The 18,076-nt window shown below is 52.0% G+C and carries 20 protein-coding genes; 8 read left to right on the top strand and 12 right to left on the bottom strand.

From position 1 onward, the window contains the following. Positions 1-74 precede the first annotated feature (74 nt). Positions 75-1,361, top strand: a complete 1,287-nt coding sequence (locus tag E5987_RS00760; RefSeq protein WP_160334173.1) for a solute carrier family 23 protein — start codon at positions 75-77, stop codon at positions 1,359-1,361. Between the two features lie 63 nt (positions 1,362-1,424). Next, positions 1,425-2,405 carry an A/G-specific adenine glycosylase gene (mutY, locus tag E5987_RS00755; protein ID WP_160334172.1) on the top strand — a complete coding sequence of 327 codons (981 nt, stop codon included), beginning with the start codon at positions 1,425-1,427 and terminating at the stop codon, positions 2,403-2,405. 10 nt (positions 2,406-2,415) lie between these two features. Here the strand turns inward: mutY and rapZ are convergent, their stop codons facing one another. The 10 genes from rapZ to E5987_RS00705 form a co-directional block, all read right to left on the bottom strand. Next, positions 2,416-3,276 (bottom strand): RNase adapter RapZ, encoded by an 861-nt coding sequence (gene rapZ, locus E5987_RS00750; RefSeq protein WP_160334171.1) that lies wholly within the window; start codon positions 3,274-3,276, stop codon positions 2,416-2,418. Positions 3,277-3,291: 15 nt separating this feature from the next. Beyond that, a complete protein-coding gene (hprK, locus tag E5987_RS00745; protein ID WP_160334170.1) occupies positions 3,292-4,230 on the bottom strand; it encodes an HPr(Ser) kinase/phosphatase in 939 nt (312 codons plus the stop codon). A gap of 6 nt (positions 4,231-4,236) precedes the next feature. After that, entirely contained in the window at positions 4,237-4,722 is a 486-nt protein-coding gene (locus tag E5987_RS00740) for a PTS sugar transporter subunit IIA (protein WP_160334169.1), read from the bottom strand. A gap of 43 nt (positions 4,723-4,765) precedes the next feature. Further along, a complete protein-coding gene (gene rpoN, locus E5987_RS00735; protein WP_160334168.1) occupies positions 4,766-6,103 on the bottom strand; it encodes an RNA polymerase factor sigma-54 in 1,338 nt (445 codons plus the stop codon). A 5-nt stretch (positions 6,104-6,108) separates the two neighbouring features. Then, on the bottom strand, positions 6,109-6,876 hold the full coding sequence (gene lptB, locus E5987_RS00730) for an LPS export ABC transporter ATP-binding protein (protein ID WP_160334167.1): 768 nt from the start codon (positions 6,874-6,876) through the stop codon (positions 6,109-6,111). Beyond that, the gene (lptA, locus tag E5987_RS00725; RefSeq protein WP_160334166.1) at positions 6,873-7,466 is read right to left on the bottom strand and encodes a lipopolysaccharide transport periplasmic protein LptA; all 594 of its coding nucleotides are present in this window, start codon (positions 7,464-7,466) and stop codon (positions 6,873-6,875) included. The genes lptB and lptA overlap by 4 nt, the downstream gene beginning before the upstream one ends. 96 nt (positions 7,467-7,562) lie before the next feature. Next, on the bottom strand, positions 7,563-8,147 hold the full coding sequence (lptC, locus tag E5987_RS00720; protein WP_160334165.1) for an LPS export ABC transporter periplasmic protein LptC: 585 nt from the start codon (positions 8,145-8,147) through the stop codon (positions 7,563-7,565). Further along, positions 8,148-8,678 carry a KdsC family phosphatase gene (locus E5987_RS00715; protein WP_160334164.1) on the bottom strand — a complete coding sequence of 177 codons (531 nt, stop codon included), beginning with the start codon at positions 8,676-8,678 and terminating at the stop codon, positions 8,148-8,150. It abuts the gene before it with no gap. Then, positions 8,678-9,658, bottom strand: a complete 981-nt coding sequence (locus E5987_RS00710) for a KpsF/GutQ family sugar-phosphate isomerase (RefSeq protein WP_160334163.1) — start codon at positions 9,656-9,658, stop codon at positions 8,678-8,680. Before E5987_RS00710 ends, E5987_RS00715 begins: the two co-directional genes overlap by 1 nt. A gap of 118 nt (positions 9,659-9,776) precedes the next feature. Next, on the bottom strand, positions 9,777-10,505 hold the full coding sequence (locus tag E5987_RS00705; RefSeq protein ID WP_202074509.1) for an amino acid ABC transporter ATP-binding protein: 729 nt from the start codon (positions 10,503-10,505) through the stop codon (positions 9,777-9,779). Between the two features lie 152 nt (positions 10,506-10,657). Between E5987_RS00705 and E5987_RS00700 the strand changes: the two genes are divergently transcribed. After that, entirely contained in the window at positions 10,658-11,110 is a 453-nt protein-coding gene (locus E5987_RS00700; protein WP_160334161.1) for an acyl-CoA thioesterase, read from the top strand. On the opposite strand, the gene E5987_RS00695 is transcribed toward E5987_RS00700, so the two are convergent. Both E5987_RS00695 and E5987_RS00690 read right to left on the bottom strand, forming a co-directional pair. Beyond that, positions 11,107-11,862: an enoyl-CoA hydratase-related protein gene (locus tag E5987_RS00695; protein ID WP_160334160.1), complete on the bottom strand. Its 756-nt coding sequence runs from the start codon at positions 11,860-11,862 to the stop codon at positions 11,107-11,109. The two genes, E5987_RS00700 and E5987_RS00695, sit on opposite strands and share 4 nt — an antisense overlap. A gap of 106 nt (positions 11,863-11,968) precedes the next feature. Continuing rightward, on the bottom strand, positions 11,969-14,638 hold the full coding sequence (locus E5987_RS00690) for a bifunctional acetate--CoA ligase family protein/GNAT family N-acetyltransferase (RefSeq protein ID WP_160334159.1): 2,670 nt from the start codon (positions 14,636-14,638) through the stop codon (positions 11,969-11,971). Positions 14,639-14,780: 142 nt separating this feature from the next. Between E5987_RS00690 and mtnA the strand changes: the two genes are divergently transcribed. Genes mtnA through E5987_RS00665 form a run of 5 tightly spaced genes read left to right on the top strand, consistent with a single transcriptional unit; the run spans position 14,781 to position 17,832 of the window. Beyond that, entirely contained in the window at positions 14,781-15,875 is a 1,095-nt protein-coding gene (gene mtnA / locus E5987_RS00685) for an S-methyl-5-thioribose-1-phosphate isomerase (RefSeq protein WP_160334158.1), read from the top strand. Then, complete coding sequence (locus E5987_RS00680) at positions 15,829-16,533, top strand: class II aldolase/adducin family protein (protein ID WP_237178668.1); 705 nt, start codon at positions 15,829-15,831, stop codon at positions 16,531-16,533. Before mtnA ends, E5987_RS00680 begins: the two co-directional genes overlap by 47 nt. Next, the gene (locus E5987_RS00675; RefSeq protein ID WP_160334157.1) at positions 16,505-16,768 is read left to right on the top strand and encodes a hypothetical protein; all 264 of its coding nucleotides are present in this window, start codon (positions 16,505-16,507) and stop codon (positions 16,766-16,768) included. The genes E5987_RS00680 and E5987_RS00675 overlap by 29 nt, the downstream gene beginning before the upstream one ends. A gap of 5 nt (positions 16,769-16,773) precedes the next feature. Then, positions 16,774-17,277 carry a hypothetical protein gene (locus E5987_RS00670; RefSeq protein ID WP_160334156.1) on the top strand — a complete coding sequence of 168 codons (504 nt, stop codon included), beginning with the start codon at positions 16,774-16,776 and terminating at the stop codon, positions 17,275-17,277. A 21-nt stretch (positions 17,278-17,298) separates the two neighbouring features. Beyond that, positions 17,299-17,832, top strand: coding sequence for an MFS transporter (locus E5987_RS00665; protein WP_237178667.1), 534 nt, complete (start codon positions 17,299-17,301; stop codon positions 17,830-17,832). The last annotated feature ends 244 nt before the right edge of the window (positions 17,833-18,076 follow it).

Genomic DNA, 18,076 nt, shown 5'->3' with positions numbered 1-18,076 from the left:
AAAAGAACGTATTAAATGTGATTGTTAAGACTTTATTAATTAGAATGTACGGAGCATCCATCTAGTTAAATCAAATGAAAAATTCATACTTTCCAAAATGGTCCGTGAAGACGGCAGGCGTTATTGCGCCTGATGAAACACTGCCCTTAGGCCAAACGCTTGCCATGGGCATTCAGCATGTTGTGATTATGTTCGGCTCAACGGTTCTAGCGCCATTAATTATGGGCTTGGACCCGAATGTTGCGATTTTCATGAGCGGTATCGGAACGCTGCTGTTCTTCCTGGTGGTTGGCGGTCACGTCCCGAGTTATCTGGGTTCAAGTTTCGCGTTTATCGGGGTCGTTATTGCGGCTACCGGTTATGCCGGCAGCGGACCGAATCCGAATATTCCGGTTGCGATGGGCGGTGTTATCGCCTGCGGTGTCGTGTATGCCTTGGTCGGTCTCATTGTTATGTTTACCGGAATCAAATGGATTGAGCGGCTGATGCCTCCGGTTGTCACGGGTTCCATCGTTATGACGATCGGCCTTAATTTGGCGCCTGTGGCGGTAAAAGGGATGGGTACAACGACTTTTGAACAGTGGTATGCCTCTGCAGCGGTTCTGATCATGGGGTTTGTCGCTGTTTATCTTCGCGGTTTCCTGCAAAAGCTCCTGATTCTTGTCGGTATTGTGATCGCGTATATCTTCTACTGGATCCTTACGAACTTAATGGGTCTGGGCAAGCCGATTGATTTTCAGCCGCTTTATGACGCCAGCTGGTTTGGCTTTCCGCATTTCTCCGCTCCAGTTTTCCAGCCTGAAGCGATGATCCTCATTGTTCCGGTGGTTGTTATTTTGATCGCAGAGAACTTAGGACACATCAAAGCGGTCAATGTCATGACGCATAGAAATCTGGATCCCTATATCGGACGATCATTCTTCGGTGACGGGTTAGCGACTATCATCGCTGGTTTCGGCGGCGGCCCCGGCGTGACCACATACGGAGAAAACATTGGCGTGATGGCGGCTACCCGCGTCTACTCTACCTTGATTTTCCCCGTAGCCGGTCTGTTTGCGATTCTGCTGAGCTTCTCGCCGAAGTTTGGTGCGGTCATTCAAACTATCCCAGGTCCGCTTCTCGGAGCGGTTTCTGTGGTGGTATTCGGATTTATTGCCGCTGCCGGTGTGCGCATCATGATTGAAAACAAAATTGATCTTGCCAGCAGCAAGAACTTAATCGTGACTGCGGTTACACTGATTATCGGCGCAGGCGATTTCTCTCTGAAGATTGGCGGTTTTGAACTTGGAGGCATCGGTACAGCGACCCTTGCCGCAATTCTGCTCAACCTCATTATGGAAGACAGAAAGCAGTCGGCCTAATCATTTTTTAATTTTATTCAGCCGCCCGATGTTTCATTGAGGCGGCTAATTTTTTTGATTTGAATGAAAAAGAGCGATCCCGCACGAGCGATTATTGAGTGGCAGAAGCAATTCGGCCGACATGATTTGCCCTGGCAGCAAACCACTGAACCTTATCCGCGCTGGGTTGCTGAAATCATGCTTCAGCAGACTCAGGTAAAGACTGTTATTCCTTACTATTTGAAATTTATGTCGCGGTTCCCGACAGTTAAAGCGCTTGCTAAAGCCGACCGGGAGGAAGTATTTCAGCTTTGGGCAGGGCTCGGTTATTACAGTCGGGCGGAGAATCTGCATCGCTGCGCACAGGAGGTCGCAGAGCGATACAACGGAGTTTTCCCGACAGAGATATCGGATCTTGTGACACTTTCAGGTATCGGCCGTTCAACAGCGGGAGCGATACGCAGCGCATGTACGGACATTCCGTCTCCGATATTAGACGGTAATGTCAAACGGGTTTTATCCCGTCTGCTGCTTATTGGTGACGGGCTCAGTGCATCAGCACTCGATAAGAAGCTGTGGCTTGCAGCCGAAGAGATCCAGCCTAAGGAAGAGGGAAGAGCCTATGCACAGGCAATGATGGATTTGGGCGCGACTGTTTGCGTCAGAAACAGACCGCGCTGTGAAGTTTGTCCTCTTCAGAAAATGTGCCGAGCATGTGCCGAAGGACTTCAGGAAAGCTATCCGCCCAAAAAGAAACGCGCTCCTGTGCCGGAAGAACCGATCCATATGCTGATCTACGTCAGGGACGGAAAAGTTCTTCTAATCAAGAGAGAAAGTCGGTACTGGAAAAATCTTTGGGTCCTTCCTGAGGCGCAGGTTTTGCCTTCAGACGCCCGCGAATGCGGATTCATCACGCATCGGCTGACGCACCTGAAACTGATGATTTCGCTCAGTACGGTTCCGCTCTCGTCTCCCCCCGAAGGTCGATGGTTCACATTGGAAGAGCTGACAAACGCAGCTGTTGCGACGCCTTTAAAGACGTTCTTACTGGAATTTCTTGCTTAGGCAGGAAAAATTATTTTGCGGCGTCGAGCGTGCGGTGGCGCGTAATGACGCCCTCACAGCGCTCGGAGAAATATTTTCCGAGCTGCTCGCAAATATAGACGGAGCGGTGCTGTCCGCCCGTACAGCCGATTGAGACCGTAAGGTAGTGCCGATTCTGTGCTTCGTAGTGGGGAAGCCACTTTTCCACAAAACCACGGATGTCTTCGAACATGCTTCGAACGAGAGGTTCCTTGCTGAGGAAATCGATAACCGGCTGATCTTTTCCGTTTAGCGGCCGAAGCTCTTCAACCCAATAGGGGTTAGGAAGGCAGCGAACGTCGAAGACCAAGTCACTGGCGATCGGCAGTCCTTTTTTGAACCCGAATGATTCGAAAGTGAGGAGGATGGCGCCTTTTTTGGCGTTGACGAAGCTGCGCACCCAATGCTTCAGTGTGTTGGGGAGCATTCCTGTGGTGTCAATGATATGCGCGTCATCCATGATCGGCTCGAGCAGTTTCCTTTCTCTTTCAATCGCTTCAACCAGCGTTTCGGGAGAATCTGAGTCGGCTTGGCTTAGAGGGTGCTGACGCCTGGTCTCGGAATATCTTTGGACAAGCGCATCTGTTGAAGCTGTCAGGCACAGTATCCTTAAATGCACACCGGAAGCGACCAGATCTTCAAGATCGCGGCTGAGCTCGGAGAGTGAAACATCGCTGCGTGCATCCAGTGAAACGGCAAGATGCTCTCTTCGGACGGAATGAAGATGCTTTGTGACAGGCACGACATATTTACCGGGCAGATTGTCGATACAGTAGTAGCCCAGATCTTCAAGCTGCTTCAGCGCGATTGATTTACCGCTTCCGGACAGGCCGGTCACCAAGATTAACTGCATTTCAAGTCCCCGTTTTTACAAGCCGTCCTCGGCCATCATAAGTTTGCGCTGCCGCTGGAAGAATTCCTCAATTGTGTTGATTCCCCGCAGCTGAAGGATCGCGCTTCGAACGGCGGCTTCGACCAGCACGGCAAGGTTTCGTCCGCCGCCGACCGGAATGATCATTTTTCTGATCGGCTGTCCGAGCACTTCGGTGAACAGTTCTGTCTCGGGCAGTCTTTCCATGAGTTCGCCCTGATCAAACTGCTTGAGTTCAGCCACAAGGTTAAGCCGCATTTTGCGGCGTACCGCAGTTTCTCCGAAGATTGTTTTAATGTCGAGCAGACCGATTCCACGGACCTCCAGGAGGTTCGCAAGTAACGCGGGCGCCGATCCCTCGACCCAATCAGGCGCTCTTTGAATGAAATCGACCACATCGTCTGCGACCAGACCGTGTCCTCGTGTGACTAATTCCAAGCCAAGCTCGCTTTTGCCGATGCCGCTTTGACCGGAGAGGAGAATGCCCATGCCGAATACATCCATAAAAACGCCGTGCATTGAACAGCTTGGCGCAAGCAGGCGAACAATGTATTGTCTTACGAGTGTCAGGACCCGCTCCGGCGTTTCCGAAGTGCTGAAAACAACCAGATCGTGTTCTATCAGCGCCTGCACCATATCCGGCTGCAGGCTAAGGTTAGCGCAGAGGACAAAGCCGAGAGATTTGTCTGAGGCAAGTTTCGCGATCAAGCTCTTTCGGGATTCTGAGCCGATTTGATCAAAGAATGCGATTTCAGCCGGTCCGAGAATGTGTAGTCGATCTGGGTGAATAATGTTTAGGAATCCGACTGCGAGTGTCGGATAGTTAACAGCGTTGGGCGAGAGCTCAATCGAATCTCCCGCATGAGACTGGCCGTAGAGCCAGTTGAAATCAAACTTGCGCTTGCAGAGGGTGAAGAGCTGCTGATAAGTTGCCATAAAAATCTAACTCTCACGTTTATCCGATTCGTACTTCTCAGCGCACCATTTATTCAGAGCTTCGCAAAATTTTTCCGAAGTGTTGGCCTGAGATAATTTTGTTCGGATGGATTCGTCGGAAAAAATTTCCGCGGCGCCGGCCAGAAGTTCAAGATGTTCGCTGCAGGCTTCTTCCGGAGCCAAGAGAAAGAACAGACTGTGCGTCGGTTCTTCTCCGGCGCGGGCGGGTTCGAGCTGCCCGTGCAGCCGGATGAAAAGGGCGCATGGCTGACTTAGGTTTGGAAGGCGGCAGTGCGGCAGAGAAATTCCGTAGCCGAGATAAGTAGAGCCAAGCTTTTCCCGCGCGATGAGTGCGTCGAACACCTCCTTGCGATCCAGTCGGTAAATCAGCGACAGAGCTTGAGCGGCTTGTTCGAATACACGTTTCTTACTGCTCGGTGAAATACCAAGCAGAATATTTTCGGGCTTTAGAAGCAGGCACAGTGCATTCATAATGCGTCACTCGATTTGATCAATCAGTTATTGTAAACGTGAATCAGCGAATTTTTTTACGCTGAGAAGCCGGTGCGATTCCAAGTGCATCGCGATATTTAGCGACCGTTCTCCGTGCGGCGGAGAACCCTCGCTCAGAGAGAAGCTCGGTGATTTTCGCGTCTGAGAGTGGTTTAGAAGGATTTTCAGAGGCGATAAGTCTTGCAATTTCGTTTTTGACTGCGATTGATGAAACCGCTTCATTGGAGTCACCGATTTGCGAAGAGAAGAAATATTTCAGCTCAAAGACGCCTCTTGCGCACTGCAGGTATTTTCCTGAAACGACTCTGGAGACGGTTGACTCGTGCAGCTCAAGTTCGTCTGCAATTTGACGAAGGACCAAAGGGCGCATGCAGAGCGGTCCGGATTCAAAAAAATCGGATTGTCGCCGCACGAGCGCCTGAGTGACGCGAAGCAGTGTGATACGCCTATGTTCGATGTTTTTGATCAGCTCGGATGCTTCATGGAGTCTGTCTTTCCACAGCTGGTCATGACAGCTGTCGGTGACGGCCTCAGCATAAATTCGGTTAAGCCTGACTTTCGGCAGCGAAGCCTCGATCAGTTCGGCGCACCAGCCTTCGCCTGTCTTGCGAACAAGAATTTCCGGAGTGACATAGTTAATAGAATCCGTTGAAAATTCTGAGGCAGGATGCGGTGTTAGAGCGGCAATCAGGCGAACAGCCTCTTCCAGCTCCTTGGATGCGCATCCGAGGAGCGGGCGAATTTTATCGAAACTTCGTTTCGCGAGCAGCTCCAAATGCTCTTGGACGATTTGAGAGGCCAGCGCGCAGATTACCGGATCAGACTGCATTGACAATCTGCGATGATTCAGCTGGATTAGCAGAGATTCTTTGTAGTCGCGGGCACCAATTCCGGAGGGCTCGAAACTCTGCAGCAGTTTCAAAGCGGCCTTCCAATCGGAGAGCCTGATTTCGGCCGGCATCTTTGCCTCCTCTGCGAGCCGTTCAATAGGCGCGGAAAGGAAACCGTTGTCGTCCAATGAGCCGATAAGCCAGGCAAGAAGACTTTTTTCTTTATCCGAGAGAGAAAGACAGCCGACTTGCCGCAGTAAATGCTCAGCCAGACTTTCCGGATGTTCTTTTCGCTCCCAGGGTTCCTGATCGGAGGCGGTGCCTTCCCAGCGCAGCTGCTGATCCGAGTCGAAACTGTCGGCAGCCTCTTCACTCGTATCGGAGACTTCAAGCAGGGGGTTTTGATCAATTGCTTCGTTAATGAGCTGTGTCAGCTCAGCAGTTGAAAGCTGAAGGATGGATATGGCATGTCTCAGTTCCGGCGTAAGCGCCATGCGCTGAGACTGCTGCAGTGAAAGCGTCTGAGCCATAGCTCCTACATAGAGAAATTATCGCCGAGGTATGCGTTGCGCACGAGCGGATTTTCCACGATTGCCTCAGGTTTTCCGCTGGCTAGTACGCTTCCGTCGCTGATGATATAGGCGTGGTCGCAGATGCCGAGTGTTTCGCGTACGTTATGGTCGGTAATGAGGACGCCGATGCCGCGTTCTTTTAAGTAGTGAACGATGCGCTGGATTTCGATAACTGCGATCGGGTCTACGCCGGCGAACGGCTCATCGAGAAGAATAAATCTCGGTCTTGCGGCGAGCGCTCGGGCAATTTCCGTACGGCGTCTTTCTCCGCCAGAGACGGTCGGAGCCAGATTGTTTCGGATATGCGTGATCTGAAGCTCGTTGAGCAGGTTGTCCAGTTCTTCCTTAATTTGTTTCTTTGAGAGCGCAGAGCCGTCCGGATTAGTTTGAAGCTCCAGGATCGCCTGAATATTTTCTTCGACCGTGAGCGTACGAAATACACTGTTTTCCTGCGGCAGATACGTAATGCCGATACGCGCGCGTTTATAAATCGGAAGGTGCTGAATCGACTCGCCGTTCAGAAGGATTTGGCCGCCGTTGGATGCGACCAGTCCGACAATCATATAGAACGTAGTTGTTTTGCCGGCTCCGTTCGGTCCGAGCAGTCCCACGACTTCGCCGCTGTGCAGCCGCAGAGAGACGTCTTTGACAACCGTTCGCTGTCCGTAGATTTTCTTTAGGTTGAGCGCTTCAAGGACATTTGCTCCGTCCAGACTGTGTTTCTCGCTCATCTCTTAATTCCTTTGCTCGGCTGAAGTTCGATCGGTTTAGACGCGTCGAAATTGCTGTCGCGCGGCGCAATCACAGTGGATACTCTGCCGGCTGAGCCGCGATTCTTACTGCCGACAACGTCAGCGGTGGATGTAGTCATGTTGTAGGTAATGACAGTTCCTCTGCTTTCGTCTTTCATGACGCCGTTTTCCGAGCGCGAGACCTGAGCATTGTTGGTCAGAGTGAGTTCATTGGTTTTTTCGTTGTACGTCAGTTTGTCGCCCTTGCCGTGCATCCATTCTTCGACGCCGGGTGTTTTTTCATCTTTACGCTGTTTGAATGTGACGAGCTTTCCCTTTTGAGGCGTCATAACCGCGTGGCGATAGCCCTGAGGATCGATTGTCAAAACAAGTTTCGCACCGCGGATTTCCAAGGTCCCTTGATGGACGGCCACGTCGCCGGTGTAGACCGCGACCTGTTTCACATCGTCGCCATCGAACTTGTCAGAGAAAATTTGGATCGGCTGAGACGAGTCGGCGCTTTCGGCTGAAGCGATTCCCGGCAGAACTGAGCATAAGGCAAGAAGGATGGAGAGGGGCAGTTTTTTCATTTTATTCAGAAAGAAAGTCACTTCAAAGTTAACTTAGTATCCTACTACAAGTCTTAGAAAGAATAACGAAAAGACAGGCGCAGAAGAAGCGTTTTTCTATCGCTGAACGTTCTTGACTGTGTTTGGCTGGAGGGTTGTCTGAACTCTGGAGCGAAGTTTAAATGTTCGGTCCACGTTGTCATAGTCAAATCCGACGCCGTTGGAGGTGTCTTCGCCCCGATAAAGCGTTGCAGGTTTGTCTGACGAATAGATATTGTCATCCGGGTAGGCGTCGAGCTGAGAAGTGGTAAGTCTGCTTGCCGGAGAGCCGTTCTTTGCGGCCTGGCGGATGTCCACATTGTCATAGAAGTGAATCACGGCGCCGCCTTCCACCATCTTGGCAGTATCGCTTCTGGCTGTGACCTGAGCCTCGTTCGGATTAAGGGAGGCGTATTCCGGAAGAACGGCATCGGCATGTCCGTCCGAATAATGTTTCACTTCTTTGGCGAAAACTCTCGCGCTGGCTTTGCCGTCCTTGTCAAACTTGGTAATCGTAATGTCGCGGGCGATAAAGTCCGGAGACTCCAAGTCTGACAGATGCGTGATGTTTTCAAGTTCGGCTTTGACGGAGTACCAGTAGCTTAATCCGCAAAGCAGGACCAAGAGTCCAAGAGCGATGCAAGAGATAAAGCGGTCTTTCATTTAGATTTCCGTGTTGAATCTTTTGCGGACGACATATTCCATTTTGTCCTGAGCCTCGAGGATGAATTCTGCGAGTTCGCGGACGGCGCCTCTGCCGCCGGGCTGAGCGGATATCCAGTCAGCTTCTCTCAGGATCATAGGAACAGCATCTGAAGGCGCGGCTGAAAGGGCAACGAGCGGGAAAAGGCAGAGATCAGGGATATCGTCTCCCATGTATGCGGTTTCAGAAAGCTTGACGCCTGCGCGAGCGCATATGTCTGCCAAGCCGTCACGCTTATCTTTCAGGCCCTGCATCAGAAGTGTTATTCCGAGTTCTTTAGCGCGCTCCGTCACAATTGTGGAGGTGCGGCCCGTACAGATTGCGACCTGGATTCCCGCATCCTGCAGGAATTTAATGCCGAGTCCGTCACGGACGTAGAACTCTTTGAACAGTTCTCCCTCTCCGGAAATCACAATGGAGCCGTTTGTGAGGACTCCGTCCACATCTAGGCAGACCAGTTTGATATTTTTCGCGATATCTGTCAGTTTCATTAGATCACCTTTGCCGTCATCAGATCGTGCACATGGAGAGCGCCGATGAGGTGGTCGGCTTCATCCACGACCAAAAGCTGGTTGCGAAGCGTGGATGTAAGTATTTTGGCCGCCTCTGCCGCCAGAGCGGAAGGGGCAACGGTTGTCGGGTTTGCGGTCATGACTTCAGCGATCGGTACGGAACGGATGTCTCCGACCTTCTCGATCAGGCGTCTGAGGTCCCCCTCAGTGAAGATTCCTTTGACCTTGTTGTCCGAATCGACAATCGCGGTCATGCCGATGCGTTTTTTGGTGATTTCCTTAACCGCATCCATTACGGAAGCGTTTTCCAAGACGACAGGCATCTGATCGCCCTGGCGCATGAGATCGGATACGTGGATAAGAAGTCTTCGGCCGAGTGCGCCGCCCGGGTGAGAGCGCGCGAAATCTTCCGGACCGAATCCTTTAGCGTCCAAGCAGGCGATGGCGAGTGCGTCGCCCATGGCAAGCGTCGCGGTAGTCGATGACGTAGGCGCCAAGTTGAGCGGGCAGGCCTCACGTGTGACATGAATGTTCAAATTGACGTTTGCTTCACGGGCAAGTGTATTGTCGTCCGAGCCGGTGATGGAAATAACCGGGGCGCCTTCGCGAATTACCGTCGGGATAATCGCCAGCAGTTCAGAGGAGGTGCCGGAGTAGGAAATCGCAATGACAACGTCTTCTTTGGTAATCATTCCCAGGTCGCCGTGCGCGGCTTCTGCGGCATGCACAAAGAAAGCGGGGGTTCCGGTAGAAGCCAGGGTCGCGGCGATTTTACGTGCGATATGGCCGCTTTTTCCGATGCCGCTGACGACAACTCTTCCTTTGCAAGAAAGAAGCAGTTTCACTGCTTTGACAAAGGGCTCTCCGAGTCTGTCGGCCAGAGCTCGTACTTCATCAGCCTCTTCGATCAGCACCTGCCGGCCTAAGTTCAGAATTCCTTCTTCAGAAACCACGTTCATTGATCGTTCCTTATCTAAGCCCGCCCATCTCACATCAGCGCAGGCAGTAATTTATTGGAATAGATCATTATAGAAGGTTGTGCAGGTTCTCGGACTGCAAAATTGTGCTGTGTATGTCTCAGTGCTGCAGAATTTTTGCGAGGAATTTCTGGGCACGATCGCTTCGTGGTTTCGTGAAGAACTCTTCAGCGGGGGCCTGTTCGACAATTTCTCCCGCATCCATAAACAGAACCCGATTTGCGACTTTCCGTGCGAATCCCATTTCGTGCGTGACGACCATCATGGTCATTCCTTCCTTAGCGAGGCCGATCATTACGTCCAGCACCTCGTTGATCATTTCCGGGTCAAGCGCGGAAGTCGGTTCATCAAACAGCATGCAGACAGGATCCATTGCCAGAGAGCGGGCGATGGCGACGCGCTGCTGCTGACCGCCCGAGAGCTGTGCGGGGAATTTCGACGCCTGTTTTTCCAGGCCGACGCGGGCAAGCAGCTCCAGACCTCGCTTTTCAGCTTCTGCGCGGCTTCTTTTCAGCACTTTCATCTGAGCGAGCGTCAGGTTGTCGCTGACAGTGAGGTGCGGGAAGAGTTCGAAATGCTGGAACACCATACCGACTTTTGCTCTAAGACGCGTGAGGTTGGTTCCCGGGGCGCCGATGTCGATATCGTCAACAATGACTCGGCCTTCCTGATAATCTTCAAGTCCGTTGACAGTGCGCAGCAGAGTCGATTTTCCAGATCCGGAGGGCCCGCAGATGACGACAACTTCTCCTTTTTCTACTTTTGCGGAGCAATTTTTCAGTACTTGAAAGTCGCCGTACCATTTACTCACGTTATCTATTTGAATCATTGGCATTTGAATCTCTCTTTTCTCTTTTAGAAAAGTATACCGCTGAGAAAGCCGTGTAATCCTAGGCGGCGTATCGAATACTTTCTTCGAATTAATTTTGATGCGTTTTCGGTTTTACAATCTCGAGCAAATTTCAAACAAAAGGAGAAAAAATGCCCAATCAGGTCGATGCGCTTCCCGATAAACAGCCTGCAATCCGAGTCATTGCGATGCCGCCCGACACAAATCAGTATGGGGATATTTTCGGCGGATGGATTATGAGTCAGGTGGATTTGGCCGGCTCTTCCATCGCTTCGCGCACAGCAGGATGCAGAACCGCGACTGTGGCGGTAACAAGTTTCACATTCAAAGAGCCGGTTTGGGTCGGTGATGTTGTTTCTTTTTATGCGACGGTGATAAAAGTAGGCAACACCTCCATCACGGTTGACGTAGAAGTCTATGCGGAGCGTCTGCACAAGGACAATCACCGCATCGTAAAGGTGACGGAGGCCAAGCTTGTTTTTGTTGCGCTCGATAAAAACGGGCGTCCTCAGCCGGTTTATCGTCCTGATAATCCGAATCCGGATTCTAATCCTAATCCGGAAGAGGGCACGTTTTGGTTTTAGTCTTCGAACTTAGGGCTGCGTTTTTCCAGGAAAGCGTTAAACGCTTCGATCGTTTCAGCATTTCCTTCGAGCTGATCGGCAATTTCCGTTTCAAGCTTGCGCTGCTCGCTCAATCCGCTGAGATAAGCCGCTTTGAGCAGACGCTTTGTCGCCTTCAGAGCGGTTGGCGGAAGCGAAGCGAGGCGGGCAGCTGCCGCGTCGGCCGCAGCGGTGACTTTCTCGTCGCTGACAATGTGGTTAACAATGCCCATAGCAACGGCTTCTGCTGCGCTGATCGGTTCTGAGAGAAGCAGCTTCTGCGCGGCGAGTTTGTAGCCGGCGCTTTTTACCGAAAGCAGGCTGATGCCGTATTCCGGAGTCTTACCCAGAGCTAGCGAGGGAAGAGAGAACATTGCGTGTTCTCCGCAGAAAATCAGATCGCAGTGGTAGAGCAGAGCTGCCCCCTCGGCCACAGCCGGTCCGCAAACAGCGGTTACTATTGGTTTGGTGCAGGCATCCAATGCGTCGATGACTCTGCGGAAGGACTCAAAGAGCTCCTTGTCGCCTTTGACCTGAGCCTCGATGTCCAGTCCGGCGCAGAACACGTTGTTCTGTCCGGTGAGCATGATCACCCGAACGCGATTGTCTTCGCTGAGGTCGATTAACTGTCTGCTGAGTTCCCGGCACATTTCTGTGTCAAGTGTGTTTCTCTTTTCCGGACGATCGATGGAGATCTTCGCGATGCTTCCTTCGATTGTTGTGACGATAGCCATAATCAATTATCTCCAATAACGTTAAGGCCGCCTTCGCAAAGTTCTGCGGCGCGGCCGATTTTTCTTTATTCTGAGTTAAAACTGTCTGAAAGACTCCGTTTTCTGACTAATTCGAGTCAGCAGACGTATCCAGAACAAACAGATCCACATGCGGATCGTTCTCGTCAGTTTCTCTGCGATAGCCGCGCTTGCCCATCATATAGGCCATGCTGTCGTTGCCTTTGAGCACATATCCGATGAGTGAACGAACGCCCCGAGCCCTTGCTTCAGCCTCAAGTTCTGACATCAGAGCAGAGGCGATGCCTTGCCCCTGTTTATCTTCTCGGACAGAGATTCCGAATTCTGCATCCTCTCCGTTCGGAAGCAAAGAGAAGCGCGCCTCAGCGACGACTTCGTCTCTGTCCTGTTTGTTTTCCAGTGCAAGAATTGAGAACGTTCTGTCCGGGTCGTAACTGAGCGAGGATGCGGCAGCGATTTCCAGGGAAGTGTTCGCGCTGTGGAATCGAAGTCGGCGGCTGTTGTCCGAAAGCGAGGTCAGGTAGCTTAAGAAAGCCTCTTTATTTGCCAAGGAGGCGGAGCAGAACTTCAGGAGTCCGAATCTGCCGGTTTCTTTTTTCTCAGTCGGGCGCCGGTAAGGCAGAATGAGATGAGAAGCCTTTTCGTCAGAGCGAAGCTCGTCGGAGCCGATGACACAAAGAGCATCGAGCACGATGGCATCGCTTTGTCCGCACAGCAGAGGGTCAATTTCTATGGACCGGAGTGCGGGAATTTCCACTGCCAGTTCAGAAAGTCTGATCAGGATACGAATAATCGCTTCGGTATCACAGCTGCCTAAGCCCTTATATGCGCCGAGCAAGGTTTTGAAAGGTTCCTGCGCGATCATCCGCTTCGCATCATTCAGCGACAGCGGAACAAAACTGAAGACACTTGCGCCGCAGATCGGTCCGTAGAGGCCTCCGACCTGCAGGTAAACGATCGGGCCGAAGTGCCGAGTGATCTTCAAGCCGACTTTAAGTTCTCGCTTATTGTTTGTGTCTAATGTTTTTTGGAGGAAGACGCCGAAGCGCTCCTCCGCGCTGAACATTGAGGCCACTCGTTCTTTAAGGCTTTTCCAAGCGTTTTTGAGCTCTCGTTCGCTGCGCACGCCGAGTATGACGCCGCCCGCTTCGCTCTTTGACACGAGGCCGTCCATTCGAAGTTTCACTGCAAGCGGAAAGCCCAAGGCTTTGGACGCTTCAATGGCTTCTCCAAGGGAGCCGGCGGAAATGCCGGCCGTCGTTTCAATTCCGATACTCGCGAGCAGTTTTTTCGCTTCTTCCTCGTAGAGAAGGCGATGGTTCTGAGAGACCGCTGTGCGCACGATTTTCCTCGCGCCTTCGAAGTCCTCACTTTTAATCGGCTTGACGGAGAAGGTGCCGAAAAGGCTGTCCTGCTTTGACTGTCGGTACTCGCTAAGGAGTCTCAGGGCGATGCAGGCGCCTCTCATATCGGAGACGGCAGGAATTCCCGCCGCACGAAGTTTTTGGATCGCGGGCATATTAATTTCCGCGCCGATCCAGGTCATGATGAACGGCTTGCGGGATTTTTCGACAGTCGAGATGATGAGATCCGTAAACTCCTCAGGGTTGAAAGCCGGTGTAATCACAATACCTGCGATCATGCCGCCGCACTGAGGCAGCGATAGGAGCAGCCGGATGATTTCCGCGGTTTCGGAAGCCGAAGCGCCGAGACCGACATTGATCGGATTCGCAAACGGGAAAGAAACATGGAAATCGTCACGGAGCTTTTGGGCGGTATCGCTGTCGATGGACGCAGATTTAAGTCCGTTTCGATAGGCGTGATCCGCCAAAAGCGAGTCCAGGCCCTTGCTGTTGACGAGGCCGAATAAGGTGTCCTGAGTTAGCTCACGTCCGGCCGTGAAGACTTGAATTGCGTAATTGAGTTCCCGTAATGAATTGACCAGCAATACGCCGGAGCGGCGCAGTGCCTCTTCCATCACTCCGTCTTCATCTTCTCTGGCACCGCTGTTGTTGATCACAATATCGGCCGATCCCGCAGTTTGACCTCCCTTGAGCAGGATGACCGGTTTTTTCTGCGATGCGGCTCGTATAGCGGACAGCAGTTTTCTCGGTTCGGAGAACGATTCCAGGTAAAGGGCGATGCATTTGGTCGCATTGTCGTGCGCCAGCATATCGATGTAATCAGCCGCGCTTAAAGTGCGCTCTAAACCGGGGTCTATTACGAAAGAGAAGCCGTCTGTGATGTTCATCATGCAGCAGGAGAGACCGGGCGACTGGCTGACGAGTCCCACGGAGCCGGCTGTCGGCATCTGAGGGAAAAAGGATGCGTTGATTCCGGCTCTCGGACAGATAAAGCCGAGGGACTGGGGGCCAATAATTTTGATTCCCGAGGCCGCGGTTTCATCGATCAGTCGGGTGATTTCGTCGGTCAGCTCTGATTTTGAGAATCCTCCGCAGAGCATAATGAAGCGGCAGTTTTTCTCTACAGCCTGCGGGATGGCTTTCAGATAAGTTTCAGGTGGCGAGACGATAATGACCAGGTCGGCATCAGAGCGGATCTGAGTCACGGACGAGTAGCAGCGTGCGCTGCCGATCTTCTTATATTTCGGATTGACGGCGTACAGTTTGGCTTTCGGCGACGCTGCCTGAAGATTGTTCCAGATCAGGGTCCCGTAACTGCCTTCCCGCTCACTGGCTCCGATGACGACAATGTTTTTCGGGTTGAGCAGACTGTTTAAATAGTGACTGAAATCCATTTTAATGAGCTCTCTAGGCGCAGACTATTCGGACTAATTTACCGCAGGGCGCGTTAATTCTCAGAAATTAACGCATCAGTTTCCGATATTCGGATATCTTTACAATTTTACTGATTCATGACGAAAACATTCGGAGAAAGGCATGTTTGAGCTTAGCCAGCCGCTCGAGCGGGAGACAATCCGCATAAATTCAGTTAATCGGAGCGTTGAAATTCTGGATCAGCGAGCGCTTCCGCATTGCGTCGCGGTCCTCTCTCTGCAGAACGAGGAGCAGGCCTGTGAGGCGATTCGCAGTATGGCGGTTCGGGGCGCGCCGCTGATCGGCATCACCGGGGCCGCCGCGATGGCGCTCGCCTGCAGCAAAGACTCTTCGAATAAGGCGCTGAATGAAGCGGCCGAAAGGGTTAAATCTGCCCGGCCGACTGCAGTCAATCTTGCCTGGGCGGTAGATAAGGTTTTGCAAGCGCTTCTTTCTCTGCCTGCTTCTCAAAGGGAAGCGGCCGCGTGGGATTCAGCGGAAAGTATTCTTGAGCAGGAGCGCCGGATGAGTTTGAAAATCGGCAAATATGCCTTAGGCATTATCGAAGCGCTTTATCGAAAGCTCGGTCGTCCGGTTCGGCTTTTGACGCACTGCAACGCAGGCGCTCTGGCGACGGTCGGGCCGGGAACTGCGACTGCGGGTTTTTATGCGGCGCATCAGAAAGGCATACCGATTGAAGTTTACGCAGATGAGACCCGACCGAGACTTCAGGGCGCCATGACCGCTTGGGAATTATGCAGTTGCGGCGTACCGGTCAGTCTGATTGCGGACAATGCGGGCGGGCACTTAATGCGCGAAGGGCTTATTGACGCGGTTTTTGTCGGCGCAGATCGAATCGCAGCAAACGGAGATACGGCCAATAAGATCGGGACGTATCTCAAAGCGCTCAGTGCGGCGGACAACAATATTCCTTTTTACGTTGCGGCTCCGGTTTCGACATTTGACGCGTCGCTGAAAGACGGAAGCGGGATCCCAATCGAGGAAAGAAGCGGAGATGAAATCCGGCGCGTTTACGGCGCAGATGAGAATGGTCTTCCTGCTTCGGTGTTCATTACAAGCCGCTCGCAGAAAGTTATGAATCCCGGTTTTGATGTAACGCCCTCGCGGCTGATTACTGCATTTGTGACGGATCAGGGAGTTTTTGCAGCCAATGAGCTTGAAGAAATATGGAAGGACGGAAAAGATGCCGAGCAATAAAAAACTGCGCCGTATGGTGATTGAGTGTTCAAGACGCCTAGCTCACGAGGGGCTGAACATCAACAGCAGCGGGAATTTCTCTATCCGAACAGTTTCAGAAGAGGGAGAAGGATTTCTGATTACGCCGAGCGGCATGAGCTACGACTGTCTGAAGCCCAAAGATATATGCTTTGTCCGCCTGTCTGACGGCTGCTCATTCGGCTTTCGCGAACCTTCGTCGGAGTGGCGTCTTCACTCGGAAATTTACCTTGCTCGTCCTGAGCTGCGAGCCATTGCGCACACACATTCGCCGTTTGCGGCGGTGCTTTCCTGTCGTGATGAAAGCATTCCTCCGTTTACTTATATGACGGCGGTGAGCAGAACTGAAAGCATTCCGTGTGCGCCGTATGCGACATTTGGTTCAGAGGCGCTCGCCGAGGGCTGCGTGAAGACACTGGGCGAGAGCGGCAGAGCCTGTCTTCTGAGTCACCACGGAGCAGTCGCCTGCGGGGCCAATGCGAAAGAGGCAGAAGGGCTGGCTCGGGAAATCGAAAATTTGGCCCGAATGTGGGCTGAAATACAGAAGCTTGGCGGCTGTAAGTTATTAGACTCCGCTGAGATGAAAAAAGTTCTGAAAAAGTTTGAGAATTATGGCCAAAGAAGCAGAAATAATCAGTGAACAGCGTAAAGGTCTGTGGCGAAAGCCGGACGGCTCTCCCGTATCCTGTACGGAAAAAATAAAAGTCATGGATGAGAATTACGAGGAAATCTCGGAGATGCTTAGAGAAGCGCTGGACGATGCCGTTCTGATGGGCTGTTCGGAGAAGGCTTTTAAAGCGGTTTATTTAGGCTTTTTGAATCAGCTGCATTCGAACTATCCGGAGCAGACCGAAGAGTCAGACGAGGAGAAGTAACAGTGATGAATTATTTGAGAATCTTTTTGGGTGCGCTCGCGATCGTTTTTCTTTCGGCGTGCGCGCATCCTGACCTGATCAAGATGAACGACACCTATGATCACACGGTTTCCGAGCTTGGCAAACCGGATTCGGAGGTGACGCTCGCGGACGGGTCAAAACGCGTTGTGTATTCGATGCAGCCGATGGAACAGAGGTCTTACCTGATGATTTTTGATCCGCAGGGACATCTGGTATTCAAAGATCAGCTGCTGCAGCAGAAGTACTTCAATCAGATCAAGCCGAAAGTGATGGACAGCGAAGACATTTACGTCATGTTCGGCCGGCCCTGCGAAACATGGCACTACAAGCTGCTTGGCGAACACACCTACATGTATCGTTATCAGGATGAAGCCGGCTTTCCAATGGCACTGTGGGTTGATTTTGACGACAAGGATGACAAGGTGCTTCGCTATGTGCTGAGTATCGATCCTTGGTCTCAGCGGGATTCGGATTGGGATCTGAACTAATGGAATAAAGCAGAGCTAAGCATGTCTGCACCACAGAGACACAAGTTCGGACTGCAGGCCTGGCTTCCGACGATCGGACTGGCTGCGGCGTTTGTTTTCAATACTTCTGAGTTTCTTCCGGTCGGGCTGCTGCCCAATATTGCGGAGTCGATCGGAGAGTCGGTATCCAAGACGGGTCTGATCATTACGGTTTATGCCTGGGTGGTTTCACTTCTGTCGCTTCCGCTGACGATCGTCACGGCAAAGCTGGAGAGAAGAAAGCTTCTGCTATGGCTGATTTTTATCTTCGCGCTGAGCCATTTTCTAGTTTTATGGGCCGATACCTTTGAGAAGCTGATGGGTGCGCGAATTTGCGTGGCTGTAACGCACTCCGTCTTTTGGTCGATTATGACGCCGCTCGCGGCGCGCGTGGCGCCCTTTGGACGGCAGTCGCTCGGGCTGGCGATGGTCATGGGCGGCACGATTGTCGCGACAGTTATGGGCGTACCGCTGGGTACCAGACTCGGACAAATTGTCGGGTGGCAGGGCGCGTTCTTTATCCCGACTTTTCCTTGATTTTTAAAACGATTTCGCGGTACAACCCGTGAGTACCAAGCCTTTAGCTGATTTTATATTTTAGCGACTTCGTAGTTCAACGATTCATCGGATTTTAAAGTTTCTTCCAAGTTTCCTAACTAAAGAGCCGTGACTCTCAAGACGCGTCAGGGGCTCCAAGCCGCACGATTTCCAGATGTCATTGGCAATTTCCAGAAGAGGTTTGTACTCTCCGGAGGACGTGCTCCCTTCAGAGTTTTCAACC

Source organism: Parasutterella muris (genome assembly GCF_009767915.1).
GTDB classification, from domain to species: domain Bacteria; phylum Pseudomonadota; class Gammaproteobacteria; order Burkholderiales; family Burkholderiaceae_F; genus Parasutterella; species Parasutterella muris.
Note: the sequence above shows the minus strand (reverse complement) of the source record. Positions and strands in the feature narration are given on the sequence as shown.